The following is a 16,504-nucleotide window of genomic DNA, read 5'->3' as shown; positions in this document are numbered from 1 at the left end:
CAAGATTCCTCACTGCAGCCTCCCGTAGGAGTCTGGGCCGTGTCTCAGTCCCAGTGTGGCCGGTCACCCTCTCAGGCCGGCTACCCGTCGTCGCCTTGGTGAGCCGTTACCTCACCAACCAGCTGATAGACCGCGAGCCCATCTGAGGCCGGCACTCTGCCTCACGACAGAGGACCTTTCCGTCGACGGGGATGTCCCCATCGACGCGTATCCGGTATTAGCCCCGGTTTCCCGGAGTTATCCCGATGCCCCAGGCAGGTTGCTCACGTGTTACTCACCCGTCCGCCGCTCGACTATCTCTCCCGGAGGAGAGACGCCTCGCTCGACTTGCATGTGTTAAGCACGCCGCCAGCGTTCGTCCTGAGCCAGGATCAAGCTCTCCATCAGATGATCCTATGGAAAATCCGTCGAAACGGATCTTCATCAGAGCGGGCCGGTGTCTCGACACGCGGCCACGCCCGCACTTTATAGCGTCGATGCGGAACGCTGCTACTGACTAGGCACGCTGTTGAGTTCTCAAGGTGCGATTCTTTTCCCACGATACCAACCGCGAAGAACCCCGCCAAATCGGGTCCTCATAGCAGACCCGGCGAATCCTGCGGCGGCAAGCTCGTGGATGTGCTTGCGGATGTTCAGTGTAGCATCCACGCAACACCCGCGCGGCCGACCCCCCACCATCGTGGTGAGCCTTGGCCTCACTCGCTTCCAGGATAGCAACGCTTGGTGCTGGTGCAAGTCTTCCGCAGCGGCACCGGAGTACGTAACACGTATCCGGAGGCCCGGTGGCACCCGCAGAGCATCGTCACCCGAAGCTTGTTTTCTGTTAACCAGACTAGCGCAGCCCGGACCCGGCGTCAAACGGACCCGACCGCACCTTCCGGAACGGCCCCGAGGGCGCCGCTCACAGCCCCTCGAAGGTTCGACGAACAGGATACCTCGGCCCTGTCCGCACCGGGACACCCCCTCCTGCCTTTCGGAGGCAACCGTGTCCTCGGCGCTGTCCGCAGCCGGCAACGACCAAACCCGATCGAGTGCTCCCGGCAGCAACCGAACACGGTGCCGGGCACGGCTTCGCTCCCCGCGACAGGCACGAGTCCCGGCACGGCGAGCGGCCGCCATCCCGGCACCGCCGAGCACGGGCCACTCGCCCCCGAGTCACAGATAGAAGGCCAGGAAGAGACAGCAGACGAGTGCGGCACCGAGAATAATCAGGATCTTGTCCTTGAGCACGACCTCTTCCGGCTCTCCCGCACCACCCTTGTCGACGTCGATCGCATAGCGCAGGATCGCGATCACCATCGGCACGATCGAGACCGTTCCCCAGATCGACGAAGCCGCCTCCCGGATCTCGAACGCCCACAGCGAGTAGGTCATGATCACGATCGCGGCCGAGATCGCCCACACGAATCGCAGGTACGACGCCGAGTAGGCCTCCAGCGACTTGCGGATCTTCGCTCCCGTGTTCTGCGCCAGGATGATCTCGGCATAGCGCTTGCCTGCCACCATGAACAGCGAACCGAACGCCGTCACCAGCAGGAACCACTGCGAGATGTAGAGCTGGGCAGCCGCGCCGCCGGCCACCGCGCGCAGCAGGAAACCGGACGACACGATGCACATGTCGATCACCGGCTGATGCTTGAGACCGAAGCAGTAACCGAGCTGCACCGCCACGTACACGAACATCACGACGGCCAACGGCGTACTGACCAGCGCCGAGACCACGATCGACCCGAGCAGCAGCACCGCCGCGACGGCATAGGCCACCGGTAGTGGCACCAGACCCGCCGCGATCGGACGCTTGCACTTCGTCGGATGCGCACGGTCCGATTCGACGTCCTTGGCATCGTTGACGAAGTAGACTCCGGAAGCCGCCATCGAGAACACGACGAACGCGAGTGCACTGTCCAGCAGCACTCCCGGATTGCCGATCTGACCCGCCGTGAACACGGCAGCGAGCACGAGGACGTTCTTCACCCACTGCTTCGGCCGGGCCTCACGGACCAGACCCTTGAGCAGACCACCGGTCGTGCCCGCCCGGGCATCCGCCGCGGCGGCCGATATCCCGGGAGTGGAAGGGTCCTCCTCGCCGGCGATGATGCCCTCGTCCTCCGGCTCGGTGCGCCCGGTGGCATCATCGGCCTTCGTCACAGTGACCCTGTCGGCACCCGGGGCCCCGTCGGTGTCCGGGCGGGTGCGTTCACCCTCCCCGGTCTCGTACTTGTCAGCCACGGTTCCTCCACCGTTTCACGTATCGGCGCACTCCCAGTGCCACAGCACCTCCCAGCGCCGATCCGGCGACCACGTCACTCGGGTAATGCACGCCCAGGACCAGACGGCTGGCCATCATCGGCGGCACCAGCACCGAGACCAGCCTCCTGCTCGTCGTGCCCCCACGGACCAGCTCCCCGTACAGCACCGCCGCCGCCGTCGTCGACGTCGAATGCGAAGACGGAAAGCTCAGCGTGCTCGGGGTGTCCACCAACACCTCGATACGCGGATCGAGCGGGCGCTGCCGCCGCACCGTGCGTTTGACCGCGATCGAGACGCCGTGCGCCGCCGCCACACCGGCCGCCGAGGCGATCCACTCGCCGCGGCGAGTGCGGTCGACCAGCGCTCCCACGGCACCGATGGCCAACCATCCGATGGCGTGGTCACCGAACTTCGACATCGCCTGAGCGGTTCTGATCACAGCCGGACCGGCCAGCACCCCCTGCACCTTGCGCAATGCGATGGTCTCCGCGGTGACCTGCGGGTTGTGCTCGTCGGTGTCGGCGGTGCACTCCTGCTCCGAGACAGGAATCACCGTGGTCGGCTCAGCAGCCACTTCGTCTCCGGGGTCGTAGGCCGGAACAATCCGGCGTTTCCTCTTTCGGCTCTTCGTTCGGGCGATTCCCCGAGTCGGTAACCGCGCTCGGAACAGCTCTGCCCAAGTCACCGAATCTCGAGGAGGTGATCACTGGTCGTAGACCTGCTTCCAGGCCTCCGCACTGGTCAGTTCGGGCAGCGCCGCCCGGTAGGCTTCCTGCAGCCTCGACCACTCCTTGCTCAACCTGCCGTAATTGGCCAGGGCCTTGGCGCCGAGCCTGCGGAACTCGTCCGGGTCGCGGCGCCGAAACGCCACGCCATTGCCGTCGGCCTGCGTCACCGTGGCACTGTCCAGCGAACCGAGCAGGAACCACAGTGCCTTGGCCGCCGGGATGTTGAGCTGCGGGCGCTGGGCGGCCTCGTCGGTAGGGGCCTTGAGGTTGTGCAGCAGTGCTTTCGAGGCACGGGCCGCGATCATCACCGGATTCACCGGTGGCGTGAGCAGCCCTTCGGCCATGACCGGGTCCGCCGACGGATCCGGGAACTCCTGGGCCGAGGAGCGAGCCTGTGCATCATCATAGTGCTCGCGCAGCCGGCGAACCTCGGGCAGTGCCGACCGCAGGCTGTCGAACAACCCCTCCGGCCCGGCCAGGAAGTCCTCGATGGCCTTCTGCTGTACCGCGACCGTCGAGTACTCCATCGACAGCAGGTGCCGCAGCGTCAGCTTCAGCCCCTGCTTGACCAGGTTGTAGCGGACCTCCTCGGGACTGTGCAACGCCGCCAGGATCAGCCGGTTGCGGATGTGGAAGTACGCCGTCCAGTCGGTGGCGTCGTTCTTGTCCGTCCACGGCATGTGCCAGACTGCGGCGCCGGGCAGGGTCACCGTCGGATAACCGTGCTTGGCCGCACGCAGCGAGTACTCCGCATCGTCCCACTTGATGAACAGCGGCAGCGGCAATCCGGTGTTCTCGATGACCTCGCGCGGGAACAGGCACATCCACCAGCCGTTGTAGGTGGCGTGGATCCGCTTGTGCAGCTTGGTGCTCTGGCGCAGCGGATACTCGGCGAAGTCGTAGTCGGTGACCGCATCCGGTGCCGCATGCCACATCGCCGCGCCGAGATTGACGACCTCACCCATGCTGTGCAGCCGCGAACGCGCCTGCAGATTGAGCATCTGGCCACCGACGATAACCGGCTTCGTCGCCGCGCGGGCGAACGCGTTCGCCCGCAGCACCCCGTCCGGCTCCAGCGCGATGTCGTCGTCGAGCAGCATCACCTGCTCGGCCTCGGAGTTGTACACGCCCTCGTACATCACACGGGTGAACCCACCGGAGCCACCGAGATTGGCCTGCTCGATCACGTGCAGCTTGTCGCCGAGCCTGCGTGCGGCCTCGTCGAAACCGGCGGTGTCACGGATCTTCTCCGCCCCCTGGTCGGCGACGACGACACGCTCCACCACGTCGAGCACCTGGGCATCCTCACCCAGCGTTTGCAGCGCCACCACGCAGTCCTGCGGCCGCATCGTGGTGGTGCCGAGCACCACGCGTTTGCGGGGCAGCCGGAGATCGGTGGTCCACGCGGCCTCGTCGATCTCCAGAGCGGAGTCGTTGGTGAGCACGTCGAACCAGATCCACCCGCCGTCCTCGAACGGTCGCAGCGACACCCGAAACTCCAGCCAACGCCACGACTTGGCCGACTTGGCACCGGCCACCGGAGTACCCTCCAGGTGCACGCTGTCGCCGTTGGGCTTGGACCGGTAGACGTCCAGGCGCCCGGAGCCGCGCACCTTCATGCGCAGCACCACCTCGTCGACCTGCGTCCAACGCTTCCAGTAGCTGGCGGGGAACGCGTTGAAGTAGGAGGCGAAGGAGACCTTGGCGTGGGCGGGTACCTGCACCGAGCGGCGCGAGAGCATCGTCACCGGATTCGACACGGTCTCCGGCTCGTCGATGTAGAGCGGCCGCACATCCAACGGATCCTCGTCGCGGGGCATCACGATCCGCTGCAGCACCTGCTCGGCGGCCACCCGCCGGTGCCCGGTCCGCACCGAGGTGACGTCACTGAGCTTGCTCTCTCCCGCTTCGGGGGAGGTGGTCTCCTCGGCATCACCGTCGAGCTCCACGGTTTCCGCCGTCGTGTCCGCGGGGCCGTCCGCGCCGGGAGAGTCGGTAGCGTCCGGAGAATCCGGGTGAGTCCGATCGGTCACGTCTCGTCCTCCATCGAGCCGTCCAGCGAACGGCCCTCGGTGAAGTAGGGGGCGATCTTGTTGTCGAACATGCTCAGCGCCGAACCGATGGCCATGTGCATGTCCAGATACTTGTAGGTACCCAACCTTCCACCGAAGAGCACCTTGCGTTCCTTGGCCTCGCGCTTGGCCAGATCGCGGTAGGAATCCAGCTTCCGCCGGTCCTCGGAGGTGTTGATCGGGTAGTACGGCTCGTCACCGCTTTCGGCGAAGCGCGAGTACTCCCGGTAGATGACGGTCTTGTCCTTCGGGTAGTCCCGCTCCGGGTGGAAGTGCCGGAATTCGTGGATACGAGTGAAGGGCACGTCCTCGTCCGCGTAGTTCATCACCGAGGTGCCCTGGAAGTCACCCGTGTGCACGACCTCGCTCTCGAAGTCCAGCGTCCGCCAGCCCAGCTCCCCGGCCGAGTAGCCGAAGTACTGGTCCAGCGGACCGGTGTAGACGACCGGGCCCCCGGTGGGCAGCTCGTCGCGCACGTCGAAGTAGTCGGTGCTCAACCGCACCTCGATGTTCGGGTGCGCGGCCATGCGCTCCAACCAAGCGGTGTAGCCGTCGACCGGCAGGCCTTCGTAGGTGTCGCTGAAGTAGCGATTGTTGAAGGTGTAGCGGACCGGAAGGCGCGTGATGTTGGAGGCGGGAAGTTCCTTCGGATCCGTCTGCCACTGCTTGGCCGTGTAGCCCCGCACGAATGCCTCGTACAGCGGACGGCCGATCAGCGAGATCGCCTTTTCCTCCAGGTTCTTCGCCTCGGCAGTGTCGATCTCCGCGGCCTGCTCGGCGACCAGGGCCTTCGCCTCGTCCGGGGAGAACGCCTGCCCGAAGAACTGGCAGATCAGGCCGAGGTTCATCGGGAAGGAGTAGATCTGTCCCCGGTACTTGGTGAACACCCGGTGCTGATAGTCGGTGAAGTCGGTGAATTGGGTGACGTAGTCCCACACCCGCTTGTTGGAGGTGTGGAACAGGTGGGCACCGTAGCGGTGCACCTCGATCCCCGTCTCCGGCTCCGCCTCCGAGTAGGCGTTGCCACCGATGTGGTCACGTCGGTCCAGCACCAGCACCCGCTTGTCGAGCTGGGTGGCGGCGCGCTCTGCGATCGTCAGGCCGAAAAATCCGGACCCCACAACGATCAGGTCATTGGCTGCGAAGCTCACAGTCGCGAGGGTAGCGTTTCGTTACCCAACTGTTGGAGCCGCGTGGACGGTGTCCGATTTCGCCGTCGGCATGCTGTTCCTGCAGCAACGCCACTACAGCAGCGGGATGAACCCGTTTCGGGTCCTGGGTAGCATCGGGCGCTGCGACGAATGCAGGCCGAAGGTCGGGGAGGGCCGGAAACGGTGACCAGGGCAGTGCCGCGAGTACGCGACAGCCGGCTCCTGCCGACCGTGCTGGTCGTGGCGGTCATCGCCGAGATCCTCGCCGTGTGGTTCGTGCACTGGATCGACACCCGCGGCTACATCGACACCGGTATCTACCGGCTCGGCGCCCAGGCCTGGCTCGACGGCAGGGAGATCTACGGCAGCGACCTCACCCCCGTGGCAAGCCCCGACGTCGGCACCCTGCCGTTCATCTACCCGCCCTTCGCCGCGCTGCTGTTCGTGCCACTGACCTGGATGTCGACCGAGGCCGCCATTGTCACGGTCGCGGTCTGCTCACACCTGTCCCTGCTCGTCACCGCCTACGCGCTCGCGCGCTGTTCGCCCCATCTCGCGCCGCGTTCGGGGCTGGTCGCCGGCGCCACCGCCGTGGTGCTGCCGTGGCTCACACTGATCGAACCCTCGCGCGAGACCCTCAACTACGGCCAGATCAACCTCGTGCTCATGGCGCTGGTTGCCGCCGACTGCCTGCTGCCCGGGCCCGCACTGGGGCGAGTGCGCTGGCCGCGTGGCCTGCTGGTGGGCATCGCGGCCGCGATCAAACTGACCCCGCTGGTGTTCCTGCTCCTGTTCGTGGTGCGCAAGGACCTGCGTGCGGCATCGGTGTCGCTGCTGACCTTCTCGGCCACCGTCCTGATCGGCTTCCTCGCCGCCCCCGACGACGCCGCCGCCTGGTGGCTGGACCGGATGCCCGCGACCGGCGACTCGTTCGGCACCGTCTACACCGGCAATCTCACCCTGCGCAGCCTGTTGGCGAAGCAGGAGATCACCGGGACGGCGCTGGACGCGCTCTGGATCGCCGGATCGCTGGTCCTGCTGCTGTTGGCCGTGGCCGGGATGCGCCATGCGCTGCGATCCGGGAATACGCCGCTGGCGCTGATGATCAACGCCGTGCTCGGGCTGCTGGTCTCGCCGATCTCCTGGTCGCATCACTGGGTGTGGGCGGGCCCCACGCTGGCACTGCTGTTCGCGATGGCGCTGCGGCACCGCTGGCACGGGGTGATGCTCACGACCGGTTTCTGCGCCGTCGTGGTGATGATCGGACCCCAGTGGTACCTGCCGTACGGCGACGACCGGGAACTCGACTGGACGTTCTCGCAGCAGGTCGTCGGCAATGCCTACACCCTCATCGGCATCGGCTTCCTCATCGCCTGCGCCGTCGCGTGGCCGCGGTTGCGTCCGCGCCGCAGCCACGCCGCCGCAGACAGCGAGACCGAAGTCGTCGCCCGCGTGTGAGTCCGTTTCACCACCAGCGCTCGAGAACCTGGGCCACCCCGTCGTCGCTGTTGCTCGCCGTTCTCTCGTCGGCGATCTCCAGCGCCTCGGGATGTGCGTTGCGCACGGCCACACCGTGCCCGGCCCAATCGAGCATCGCGATGTCGTTGGGCATGTCCCCGAAGGCGAGAATGTCGGAACGATCGACGCCGAGGTCCGCGGCGACCGAAGCCAACCCCGAAGCCTTGTCCACCCCCGGTGCCGACAGTTCGAGCAGCCCGGCACTCGTCGAGTACGTCACCTGCAACCGGGAACTCACGACCTCGGCGGCAGCGGTGGCCATCTCGCCGCTGGTCAGCTGCTCGTGCAGCACCAGCATCTTCGCGGCGGGCTTGCCGACAAGCTCGTCGGTCGGCACCACACGCAGGTCGGCGTTGGACCACACCCCTCGGAAGGCCTCCTCGGCGAGGAACTGCTCGTCGACACGGTCGCGCGCGCCACGAGCGGGCCGCTCCACCGCGAACGAGCATCCCGGGATGGCCGCACGCAGCTCGTGCGCGACATCGTGCAGCAGCAGCGGATCGATGTCGCTGCTGCGCAGCACCACATCACCAACCGCGTCGTAGACGATCGCACCGTTGGCGCACACGGCCAGACCACCCCGGCCGGCACCCTGCAGATCCTGCCCCACCGGGACCGCGGCATCCGGGCCCGTACCGACCAGGCCGAGTTCGGCCACGATCCGCGGCATCCACCGTGGCGGACGACCGGTGACCAGCACGAACGGTGTCCCGGACGCCACGATCCGCTGCACGGCCCGCGCGGTGCGCGGACTCACCCGCTCCCACGGGTCCAGCAGGGTCCCGTCCACATCCGATGCCACCAGCTCAGGTTTACGCACTCCACCATCGTGCCTGTCCCGCAGCGCTGGTGGGGAGCGATTCACACCACTTGGCCGGACAACCCGCTCGATACGGCGAACCTCTCGTTGCGCACACGGCCGGGCATATACGGTCACAGGCGTGCGCGTTGGGATCGTGATTCTGCCCGAACACCGCTGGTGGGCTGCGGAACCGCTGTGGCGAATGGCCGAGGAGTACGGATTCGACCATGCCTGGACCTACGATCACCTGGGCTGGCGATCGCTGGTGGACAAGGCGTGGTTCGACGCCGTGCCCACGCTGACGGCCGCGGCCACCGTCACCTCCCGCATCAAGCTCGGCACGCTCGTCGCCTCACCGACCTTCCGGCACCCGGTGCACTTCGCTCGCGAGCTGACCGCGCTCGACGACGTCTCCGACGGGCGCTTCCTGCTCGGCGTCGGCGCGGGCAGTTCCGGCTTCGACACCAGCGTGCTCGGGCAAGCCGAGCTGCCGGGCCACGAGCGAGTCGACCGGTTCGGCGAGTTCCTGGAGCTGCTGGACGCCATCCTCACCCAGGACAGCACCACCTACCGGGGGAAGTACTTCTCGGCGGTCGAGGCGCGGCGCGCCCCGGGCTGCGTACAGACACCGCGCATGCCGTTCGTCGTCGCCGCCAACAGCCCCCGTTCCATGGAACTGGCCGCCCGGTTCGGCAACGGATGGGTGACCACGGGTCGCCCCGCAGGCTCCGAGGCCGACGACCCCGAGGCGTGGTGGCGGTCGGTGCGCGAGAAATCCGAGCAGTTCTCCGAAGCACTCGAGGCCGCCGGACGAGTGCCTGCGCGGGCACCGCGCTACCTGCAGGCCGACGCCGGCCCGCGGTACTCGCTGTCCAGCGTGGAGCACTTCCGCGACGTGCTCGGGCGCGCGGGTGAGCTCGGCTTCACCGACGTCATCACCCACTGGCCCCGCACCGAACCGCCGTATGCCGGGCAGGAATCCATCGTCGAGACGATCGCCGCCGAGGTGCTGCCCTCCCTGAAGGAAGCCTGACGAGAGGCTGCCTCGCGACTTGGTCGGGTGGTCGGTGAACCGTCGTCTCAGACGGCGCCCTGCTGCGTTGCCGGGCACATCGAGGAGCCACTACCGCCGTTTCCGGCGATGCGCTCCCGTGTGCCCGCTCGCACCGCCGGGTAGACAAGGCACGGAGGTGACCGACATGGCTCAGCAGTCGTCGGCCCGCGCTCTCCTCGACGAAGCGGGCACCACCTACGCCTTCCAGGCCGGGATCAAGCTGGCCGACAAACCGTCCCCGCTGTACCGGCTGCTGGTGCTCTCGATACTGCTGTCCACCCGGATCAAAGCGGAGATCGCGGTGGCGGCAGCACGGGAACTCGCCGACTTCGGCACGCCGGAACGGATGCTGCAGGCGAGCTGGCAACAGCGCGTGGACGCGCTCGGGCGCGGGCACTACGTGCGCTACGACGAGAGCACGGCAACGGCCCTGGGCCAAGGCGCCGAGCTGCTCCTCGATGACTACCGCGGCGATCTGCGCAGGCTGCGCAAGCAGGCGGACGGCGACGTCGGCACCCTTCGGGAGGGCCTCACCCGATTCCCCAAGCTGGGGCCGGTGGGCGCGGACATCTTCTGCCGCGAGGCGCAGGCCGTCTGGCCCGAGCTGCGCCCGTACTTCGACAAGAAGGCCCTGTCCGGTGCCGAGAAAGTCGGCCTGCCGACACAGCCGGACAAGCTGGCCGAACTCGTCGAGGCCGACGAGCTCGGACGATTCGCCGCCGCCTGCGTGCGCGTCACCCTCGAAAGGGGCGTCGCCGACCGGGTGCGAAGCCGCGCTCCCGCCTAGAACAGCAGCTCCGATGCGGGTCGCTGCTCCACACATCCGCTGCAGCACGCTCGACCTGCCGATCCCCACACGAGTCCTCGCCGGAAACCATTGGCCGAACACGTCCCGGTCTCCACGTGGCAGGGAAATCGCTCTCTGTATACTGCGCTGCCATGTGTCCGGAGTCCACGCCGAAGCGTCCGCGCGTTTACCTCCACGTGGGTGCACCCAAGACCGGAACCACCTTTCTGCAGGGTGTGCTGTGGAAAAATCTCGACGCCCTGAAGCAGCAGGGCGTGTGGTTGCCAGGCGCGCACCCCGAGGATCATTTCCGGGCGGGGTACGACCTTCGTGGACTCGTACAGGACGCGGACGATCCGCGCGATCGCTGGGCAGGCGCGTGGGACGCGATGGCCGCGGAGATCCGCGACAGCGACAGCGACGTCGTCGTCATGTCGGACGAGCGACTCGCGGCCTGCACTGCCGAGGAGGTCGACCGTGCGGTGGCGTCACTGGCTCCCGCCGAAGTCCACGTCATCTACACCACGCGCGGTCTCGCGGAGCTGTTTCCCGCCGAGTGGCAGGAGCACATCAAAGATCACGACACGCGGACATTCGACACGTGGCTGGGCGACGTCACGGCCGGCAAGGAGAAGGGCGAGGAGTGGTTCTGGCAGGTCCACGACGTCGCCGACGTGCTCCGGCGCTGGGGCTCTGCGGTGCCGGCCGATCGGCTGCACGTCCTGACCCTCCCGCCGGCGGGATCGCCGCCGAACCTGCTGTGGGAGCGGTTCACATCCGTACTGGGTATCGACTCGGACGGGGTCGACACGGACGTGCGGGCCAATGCTTCGCTCGGTGCGGAAGGCGCAGAGGTGCTGCGGCGCATCAACGAGGCACTGCCGGGCTTTCCGGTCTGGCACCGGGTGCTGCTGACCCGCGAGGTTCTCGCGCACCGCATTCTTGCTTCCCGCAAGAACAAGACACGGATCACGCTGCCCGCCGACTGGGCGCACTGGGTGCAGGAGTACACGGATCGGGTGGTCACCGATCTCAAAAGCCGGGACTTCCACATCGTGGGGGACCTCAATGAGCTGATGCCCGGCGACAACGCGTTCGAGCAAGCCGAAGGAGCCAACCCGTCGGATGTGCTCGACGCCGCCACGGACTCGATCGCGGGCCTGCTCGTGCACCTGAGCGGCATGCAGGACCGAGACGCCCTTCTGGCCAGAGCGGAAGAAGCCGAGAGGCTCGTTCGCGAGCACCGGCAGCTGGCGCCGATCGACCGCATCAAGCGCACGGTTGTGGAACTCGGCGAGCAGTGGAAACCCGTGCGCGCCATGCTTGGCGCCTGGCGAAAGGCAAAGTCCCTGCGCAAGTAGCGTGGCCGACATGGCGACACCGGTGAGAGGCTTTCACAACCGCAGCAGATCAAGGCCGCACTCATCGATCGGCGGCCTGCACCACACCTCCATGGAGCCCTACACCTCACCCGGGTGGACGTCGAAGCTCAGCCCGTCATCAACCTTCCCAGGCAGCACAGCCGACAGGTGGTGGCCTTCTGTCAAGTGGCAGAAGGAGTGAGGACTTCCCTCCCACCCATGAACGGGCGCAGTGCCTCCGGGATCCGGACCGAGCCGTCGGCCTGCTGGTGGTTCTCCAGCAGCGCCACGAGCCAGCGGGTGGTGGCCAGCGTGCCGTTCAGCGTCGACGCGGGCAGCGTGCGCCCCTCCTCGCGGTAGCGCGTATTGAGTCGCCGCGCCTGGAACGTGGTGCAGTTCGACGTGGAAGTCATCTCCCGGTAGGTCTGCTGGCTCGGGATCCAGGCCTCGCAGTCGAACTTGCGGGCCGCGCTGGCACCCAGGTCACCGGCCGCGACGTCGATGACCCGGTAGGGCACCTCGATCTTGGCGAGCATCTCCTCCTCCCATGCCAGCAGTCGCTCGTGCTCAGCGCGGGAGTCCTCGTCGCGGCAGTAGACGAACATCTCCACCTTGTTGAACTGGTGCACCCGGATGATGCCGCGCGTGTCCTTGCCGTAGGAGCCCGCTTCCCGGCGGAAGCACGACGACCACCCGGCATACCGGATCGGTCCCCGGGAGAGGTCGAGGATCTCGCCGGAGTGGTACCCGGCCAGCGGCGCCTCGGACGTGCCGACCAAATACAGGTCGTCCTCCTCGAGCCGGTAAACCTCGGTGGCGTGCGCGCCGAGGAAGCCGGTGCCCTCCATGACCTCCGGGCGCACCAACACCGGGGGCACCATCAACGTGAACCCGGCGGCGGTGGCCTGCGCGATCGCCATGTTCATCAGGGCGAGTTCGAGCTGGGCGCCGACACCGGTGAGGAAGTAGAACCGCGCGCCGGAGACCTTCGCGCCGCGCTCGGTGTCCAGCGCTCCCAGCGCGGTGCCCAGTTCCAGGTGATCGGAGACCTCGAAGTCGAAATCGGATGGGGTGCCGACGTGCTTGAGCACGACGTAGTCGTCCTCCCCGCCCGCGGGAGTCTCGGGTTCGACCACGTTGGAGACCTTGCGCTGGGCCTGCTGCAGCGCCTGCTCGGTCTCGGCCTGCTCGGTCTCGGCCTCCTTGACCTGGGTCGCGAGTTCCTTGGCCCTGGCCAGCAACTCATCGCGCTCGTCGCCGCTCGCCTTGCCCACCTGCTTGCCGAGCTGCTTCTGCTCGGCACGCAGGGTGTCCGCCCGGGACACCGCCGAGCGGCGGCGTTCGTCGGCGGACAGCAGCGCATCCACCAGGGACGCGTCCTCCCCCCGGGCACGCTGCGAAACGCGCACGGCTTCCGGATCCTCGCGGAGCGTCTTCAGGTCGATCACAGCTGGTCAGCTTAGCTGGCCACACCCGCCACGAGAGCGACCGGGGTGCCGTCGCCGCTGTGCGGGAACGGCCGCCGCGACACCTCTCCCCGCACGAGCGGCCGGGCGCAACCGCGGTCAGCACCGCGTACAGCGCTCAGGCAGTATGGGGCGGTGATGGCCGAGTCCTCCGAGTCCCCACCTGCGGGGCCCCGATCCAGCAACAACGGGAAGAGACCCGGCGCCCGGCTCGTGATGATCTCGGCCGCTCTCGGCGGGCTTCTCGTACTGGTGGTCAGCGCGGTGCTCAACTGGCCGAGTTCCGAGAACGGCAGCCGTGGTGTCTCCCTCGTCCCGGGGGCGGGTTCCCCGGACGACCAACAAGCCGCAGCATCCCCGCCGGAGTTCGAGGCCGATGCGGGGACCTGCCTGAACTGGACCAGACCCGACGCCGGCGACATCCGCAAGGTCACCTGCTCCGAACCGCACCTGTTCGAGGTGACCGGCACCTCCGATCTGCAGGAGGAGTTCGACGGGCGGGCACCGTTCCCCAGCGTCGAGCAGTGGGAGCGACTCAAAAAGCAGCGGTGCACCGACGTCGCGATCCGGTACCTGGGTGGGAACTTCGACCCGAACGGGCGCTTCCAGGTCGGCGCGTTCACACCGAGCAGTCGCGGGTGGGAAAACGGCGACCGGACCCTGCACTGCGGGCTGCAGCAACCCAGTCCGTCCGGCACGTTGTACCGGTTCACGGGCACCGTCAAAAAACTCGACCAGTCCGACATCCACGATCCCGGTACCTGCATGGGCATCAACGGCACCTCGGTGTCCGGCCCGGTGGAGTGCTCGCAGCCGCATTCCTTCGAGATCACCGGAGTCGTCGACCTCGGAGAGAAGTTCACCGAGGGATACCCGCCGATCGAGGAGCAGGACAAGTTCCTGTTCACCCGCTGCCAGGAGCTCACGGCGCAGTACGCGGGGAGCGAGAAGGCCGCCGAGGACAAGGGCCTGACGGTGTCCTGGGACAACCTGACGCAGCAGAGCTGGAACGCCGGATCACGGAAGGTGAACTGCAAGGTCGGTGCCCAACTCCCGGACGACGGCGGCCTCGCGCCGATCACCGGCAGCGTCAAGGCGGAGGTGACCGTCGGCACGCAGCCGGCACCGTCCGAGCCCGCCCCGGCCACACCGGGAGCTCCCGCGAGCGGCACCCGCTGAGACCGGTCACCGGCCGAGCCGGCCCCGTGCCCGCACAGGAGGAACACACGTGCCTGTGGAAATGACCAGATCCCGTTTCGAGGAACTCGTCGGCGAAGCGCTGGACACGATTCCCGAGCAATTCGCCGGCGCGATGGACAACGTGGTCGTCCTGGTCGAGGACCGCAATCCCGAAGACACTTCCCTGCTCGGGTTGTACGAGGGGATCGCGCTCACGGAACGGGACAGCACCTACGGCGGGGTCCTGCCCGACCGGATCACGATCTACCGGGAGGCGTTGCTGGACATCTGCGGCAGCGAACAGGACGTGATCGACGAGGTCGCGGTGACCGTGGTGCACGAGATCGCGCATCACTTCGGCATCGACGACGACACGCTCCACGAACTCGGCTGGGCCTGAGCGGGTACCCGCACACCGGACGGCAAGAGCCACCGGATCGGGTGACCGCCGGCTCTACAACCGGAGGTTTCCGAGGCCCTCCCACTGCACGTGGCGCCACCCGGTCGCGGTCTCGGCGGGTTCGAGGACGATGATCCCGGCGTTGGGCAGGAATGCGGAATTGGCGCGCGTGCTGTCGACGTCGGCGGCAAGGTGTCCGGCCACCAACCGCAGAATCGCCCCGTGGCTGACCATCACGACCGTGCCTGCCGTGACATCCGACAGGAGTTCACCCGTGGCGGCCAGGAACCTGGTCAGAGCCTGGCGCCCCGTCTCACCACCGGGCATCGGCTCGTCGATCCTGCCCGCGTGCCAACTCGCGTACACATCCTCGAACTGCCTGCGTGCCGCAGCGTCACCGCTGCCTTCCAGCTCACCGACACGGACCTCGTGGATCCCGTCGACCACGTCGACGGGGATCCCGTGCCGCCTCGCCAGCGGCTCGGCCGTCTCCTGCGCGCGTACCGCGCGGCTGGCATGGATCGAGACCACCTTCTCGGCGGACAGGCGTTCGGCAAGCCCCTCGGCCTGACTTCTGCCCGCCTCCGTCAAGCCCGGTCCGGGCGGCAGCGTGTCCATCACCTTCCGCACGTTCGACGGCGTCTGCCCGTGCCGGGCGAGCACCAGACGCACACCCGCGCTGCCGATGGGCAGGAGCAACTCGCTCGCCGTCATGCGAGCCGCCCCGCACGCACCTCGGCGAGCCATTCCATCGACTTCCGGAAAGCCTGTTCGGAGGCCGCCGGGCGCACGCTGGCCGGCGACCGGTCGGCCTTCGGGTAGGAGCCGAGAAACCGTACTTCCTCGCACCGGCGGCGCAGCCCGGTCAGCGCGTCCCCGATCCGGGCGTCGGCGACGTGCCCGTCGAAGTCAAGGAAAAACCGGTACTCCCCGAGCCGGTCCTTGATGGGGCGGGACTCGATGCGGCTGAGGTTGATCCCACGCAGCGACAATTCCGAGAGCACCTCCGTCAGCGCGCCCACCTCGTCGTGCGCGACGACGGCGATCGACGTGCGATCCGCTCCGGTGGGCTCGGGCAGGGCACCGGGGCGGCGAATGAGCAGGAACCGCGTCCGGGCATCCGCGACATCGGCGACACCGGTGTCCAGAGGCACCAGCGCCGGATGGCGTTCCGCGGCCACCGGGGCGACGACGGCGGCATCCGCATGGCCCCCGTCCACCTCGGCCGCTGCGGCCGCCGTCGAGGAGGTCGTCAGCACCCGAGCCTCGGGCAGGTGCCGGTCGAGCCAGGACCGTACCTGGGCGATCGCGTGCGGATGGCTGGCCACCGTGGACACCGCCCCGGCCGTGGTTCCCCGGCGAACGAGCACGTGGAACCGGATCGGCAGCACCGCTTCCGCGACGGCGACCAGCGGCTCGCCCATCGTCAACGCGTCCAGCGTGGCCGACACCGACCCCTCGACCGAGTTCTCCATCGGCACCCCGGCGGCAAGGACGTCCTGGGAACGCACGGCGTCGAGCGCGTTCGGCACCGTGTCGAAGGGCACGAGTTCGGCATCGAAGTCGGCTGTCAGGGCACGCGTCGCCTGCTCGGTGAACGTGCCCGGAGGCCCCAGAAAGGCGATTCGCGGCACAGGCCCAGCCTACGGACCTTCCCGGAGACGACATGTCACCGGGAGTGGTGAACATCATGTCCGGCAAGTGTGACCCACCCAATGACACATCGGGGTATTTTC

The 16,504-nt window shown here is 67.6% G+C and carries 15 protein-coding genes and 1 rRNA gene; 7 read left to right on the top strand and 9 right to left on the bottom strand.

Going from position 1 to position 16,504, the window contains the following annotated elements; all coding sequences use genetic code 11:
* The 5 genes from DFQ14_RS03350 to glf all read right to left on the bottom strand — a co-directional run.
* Positions 1 to 387: ribosomal RNA gene (locus DFQ14_RS03350) — 16S ribosomal RNA — on the bottom strand; the annotation flags it as partial.
* A gap of 768 nt (positions 388 to 1,155) precedes the next feature.
* Positions 1,156 to 2,229 (bottom strand): decaprenyl-phosphate phosphoribosyltransferase, encoded by a 1,074-nt coding sequence (locus DFQ14_RS03345; RefSeq protein WP_114451470.1) that lies wholly within the window; start codon positions 2,227 to 2,229, stop codon positions 1,156 to 1,158.
* A complete protein-coding gene (locus DFQ14_RS03340; protein WP_246195873.1) occupies positions 2,222 to 2,824 on the bottom strand; it encodes a phosphatase PAP2 family protein in 603 nt (200 codons plus the stop codon). The genes DFQ14_RS03345 and DFQ14_RS03340 overlap by 8 nt, the downstream gene beginning before the upstream one ends.
* Before the next feature lie 129 nt (positions 2,825 to 2,953).
* Positions 2,954 to 4,852: a glycosyltransferase gene (locus DFQ14_RS03335; protein WP_257233567.1), complete on the bottom strand. Its 1,899-nt coding sequence runs from the start codon at positions 4,850 to 4,852 to the stop codon at positions 2,954 to 2,956.
* A gap of 155 nt (positions 4,853 to 5,007) precedes the next feature.
* On the bottom strand, positions 5,008 to 6,201 hold the full coding sequence (glf, locus tag DFQ14_RS03330; protein WP_114451469.1) for a UDP-galactopyranose mutase: 1,194 nt from the start codon (positions 6,199 to 6,201) through the stop codon (positions 5,008 to 5,010).
* A gap of 49 nt (positions 6,202 to 6,250) precedes the next feature.
* On the opposite strand from glf, the gene DFQ14_RS21760 reads away from it, so the two are divergent.
* Entirely contained in the window at positions 6,251 to 6,388 is a 138-nt protein-coding gene (locus DFQ14_RS21760) for a hypothetical protein (protein WP_158546641.1), read from the top strand.
* Entirely contained in the window at positions 6,385 to 7,659 is a 1,275-nt protein-coding gene (locus DFQ14_RS03325; protein WP_246195872.1) for a glycosyltransferase 87 family protein, read from the top strand. Before DFQ14_RS21760 ends, DFQ14_RS03325 begins: the two co-directional genes overlap by 4 nt.
* Positions 7,660 to 7,666: 7 nt before the next feature.
* Here the strand turns inward: DFQ14_RS03325 and DFQ14_RS03320 are convergent, their stop codons facing one another.
* Positions 7,667 to 8,539 carry an HAD family hydrolase gene (locus DFQ14_RS03320; RefSeq protein WP_114451467.1) on the bottom strand — a complete coding sequence of 291 codons (873 nt, stop codon included), beginning with the start codon at positions 8,537 to 8,539 and terminating at the stop codon, positions 7,667 to 7,669.
* A gap of 121 nt (positions 8,540 to 8,660) precedes the next feature.
* Here DFQ14_RS03320 and DFQ14_RS03315 point away from each other — a divergent pair, with 121 nt between their 5' ends.
* The 3 genes from DFQ14_RS03315 (at position 8,661) to DFQ14_RS03305 (ending at position 11,723) form a co-directional block, all read left to right on the top strand.
* Positions 8,661 to 9,554, top strand: a complete 894-nt coding sequence (locus tag DFQ14_RS03315) for an LLM class flavin-dependent oxidoreductase (RefSeq protein ID WP_246195871.1) — start codon at positions 8,661 to 8,663, stop codon at positions 9,552 to 9,554.
* Between the two features lie 166 nt (positions 9,555 to 9,720).
* Positions 9,721 to 10,362 carry an endonuclease gene (locus tag DFQ14_RS03310; protein ID WP_114451593.1) on the top strand — a complete coding sequence of 214 codons (642 nt, stop codon included), beginning with the start codon at positions 9,721 to 9,723 and terminating at the stop codon, positions 10,360 to 10,362.
* Between the two features lie 197 nt (positions 10,363 to 10,559).
* Complete coding sequence (locus DFQ14_RS03305; RefSeq protein ID WP_114451465.1) at positions 10,560 to 11,723, top strand: hypothetical protein; 1,164 nt, start codon at positions 10,560 to 10,562, stop codon at positions 11,721 to 11,723.
* A gap of 182 nt (positions 11,724 to 11,905) precedes the next feature.
* Here the strand turns inward: DFQ14_RS03305 and serS are convergent, their stop codons facing one another.
* Positions 11,906 to 13,171: a serine--tRNA ligase gene (gene serS, locus DFQ14_RS03300; protein ID WP_114451464.1), complete on the bottom strand. Its 1,266-nt coding sequence runs from the start codon at positions 13,169 to 13,171 to the stop codon at positions 11,906 to 11,908.
* Between the two features lie 156 nt (positions 13,172 to 13,327).
* Here serS and DFQ14_RS03295 point away from each other — a divergent pair, with 156 nt between their 5' ends.
* Both DFQ14_RS03295 and DFQ14_RS03290 read left to right on the top strand, forming a co-directional pair.
* Positions 13,328 to 14,368, top strand: a complete 1,041-nt coding sequence (locus DFQ14_RS03295) for a septum formation family protein (RefSeq protein WP_114451463.1) — start codon at positions 13,328 to 13,330, stop codon at positions 14,366 to 14,368.
* A 49-nt stretch (positions 14,369 to 14,417) separates the two neighbouring features.
* Entirely contained in the window at positions 14,418 to 14,768 is a 351-nt protein-coding gene (locus tag DFQ14_RS03290; protein ID WP_114451462.1) for a metallopeptidase family protein, read from the top strand.
* A 54-nt stretch (positions 14,769 to 14,822) separates the two neighbouring features.
* On the opposite strand, the gene DFQ14_RS03285 is transcribed toward DFQ14_RS03290, so the two are convergent.
* Positions 14,823 to 15,482 carry a histidine phosphatase family protein gene (locus DFQ14_RS03285; protein ID WP_114451461.1) on the bottom strand — a complete coding sequence of 220 codons (660 nt, stop codon included), beginning with the start codon at positions 15,480 to 15,482 and terminating at the stop codon, positions 14,823 to 14,825.
* Positions 15,479 to 16,402: a prephenate dehydratase gene (gene pheA / locus DFQ14_RS03280; protein ID WP_114451460.1), complete on the bottom strand. Its 924-nt coding sequence runs from the start codon at positions 16,400 to 16,402 to the stop codon at positions 15,479 to 15,481. Before pheA ends, DFQ14_RS03285 begins: the two co-directional genes overlap by 4 nt.
* Between the last annotated feature and the right edge of the window lie 102 nt (positions 16,403 to 16,504).

The sequence above is a fragment of the Halopolyspora algeriensis genome, assembly GCF_003337235.1.
In the GTDB taxonomy this organism is placed as follows: Bacteria; Actinomycetota; Actinomycetes; order Mycobacteriales; family Pseudonocardiaceae; genus Haloactinomyces; species Haloactinomyces algeriensis.
The sequence above is the reverse complement of the archived record's forward strand: the minus strand, read 5'-3'. Positions and strand labels throughout refer to the sequence as shown.

Excerpts from the sequence above, each read along its gene's own strand:
- DFQ14_RS03310 (WP_114451593.1), top strand. The coding sequence starts at position 9,721 with ATGGCTCAGCAGTCGTCGGCCCGCGCTCTCCTCGACGAAGCGGGCACC.
- DFQ14_RS03295 (WP_114451463.1), top strand. The coding sequence starts at position 13,328 with ATGGCCGAGTCCTCCGAGTCCCCACCTGCGGGGCCCCGATCCAGCAAC.
- DFQ14_RS03285 (WP_114451461.1), bottom strand. The coding sequence starts at position 15,482 with ATGACGGCGAGCGAGTTGCTCCTGCCCATCGGCAGCGCGGGTGTGCGT.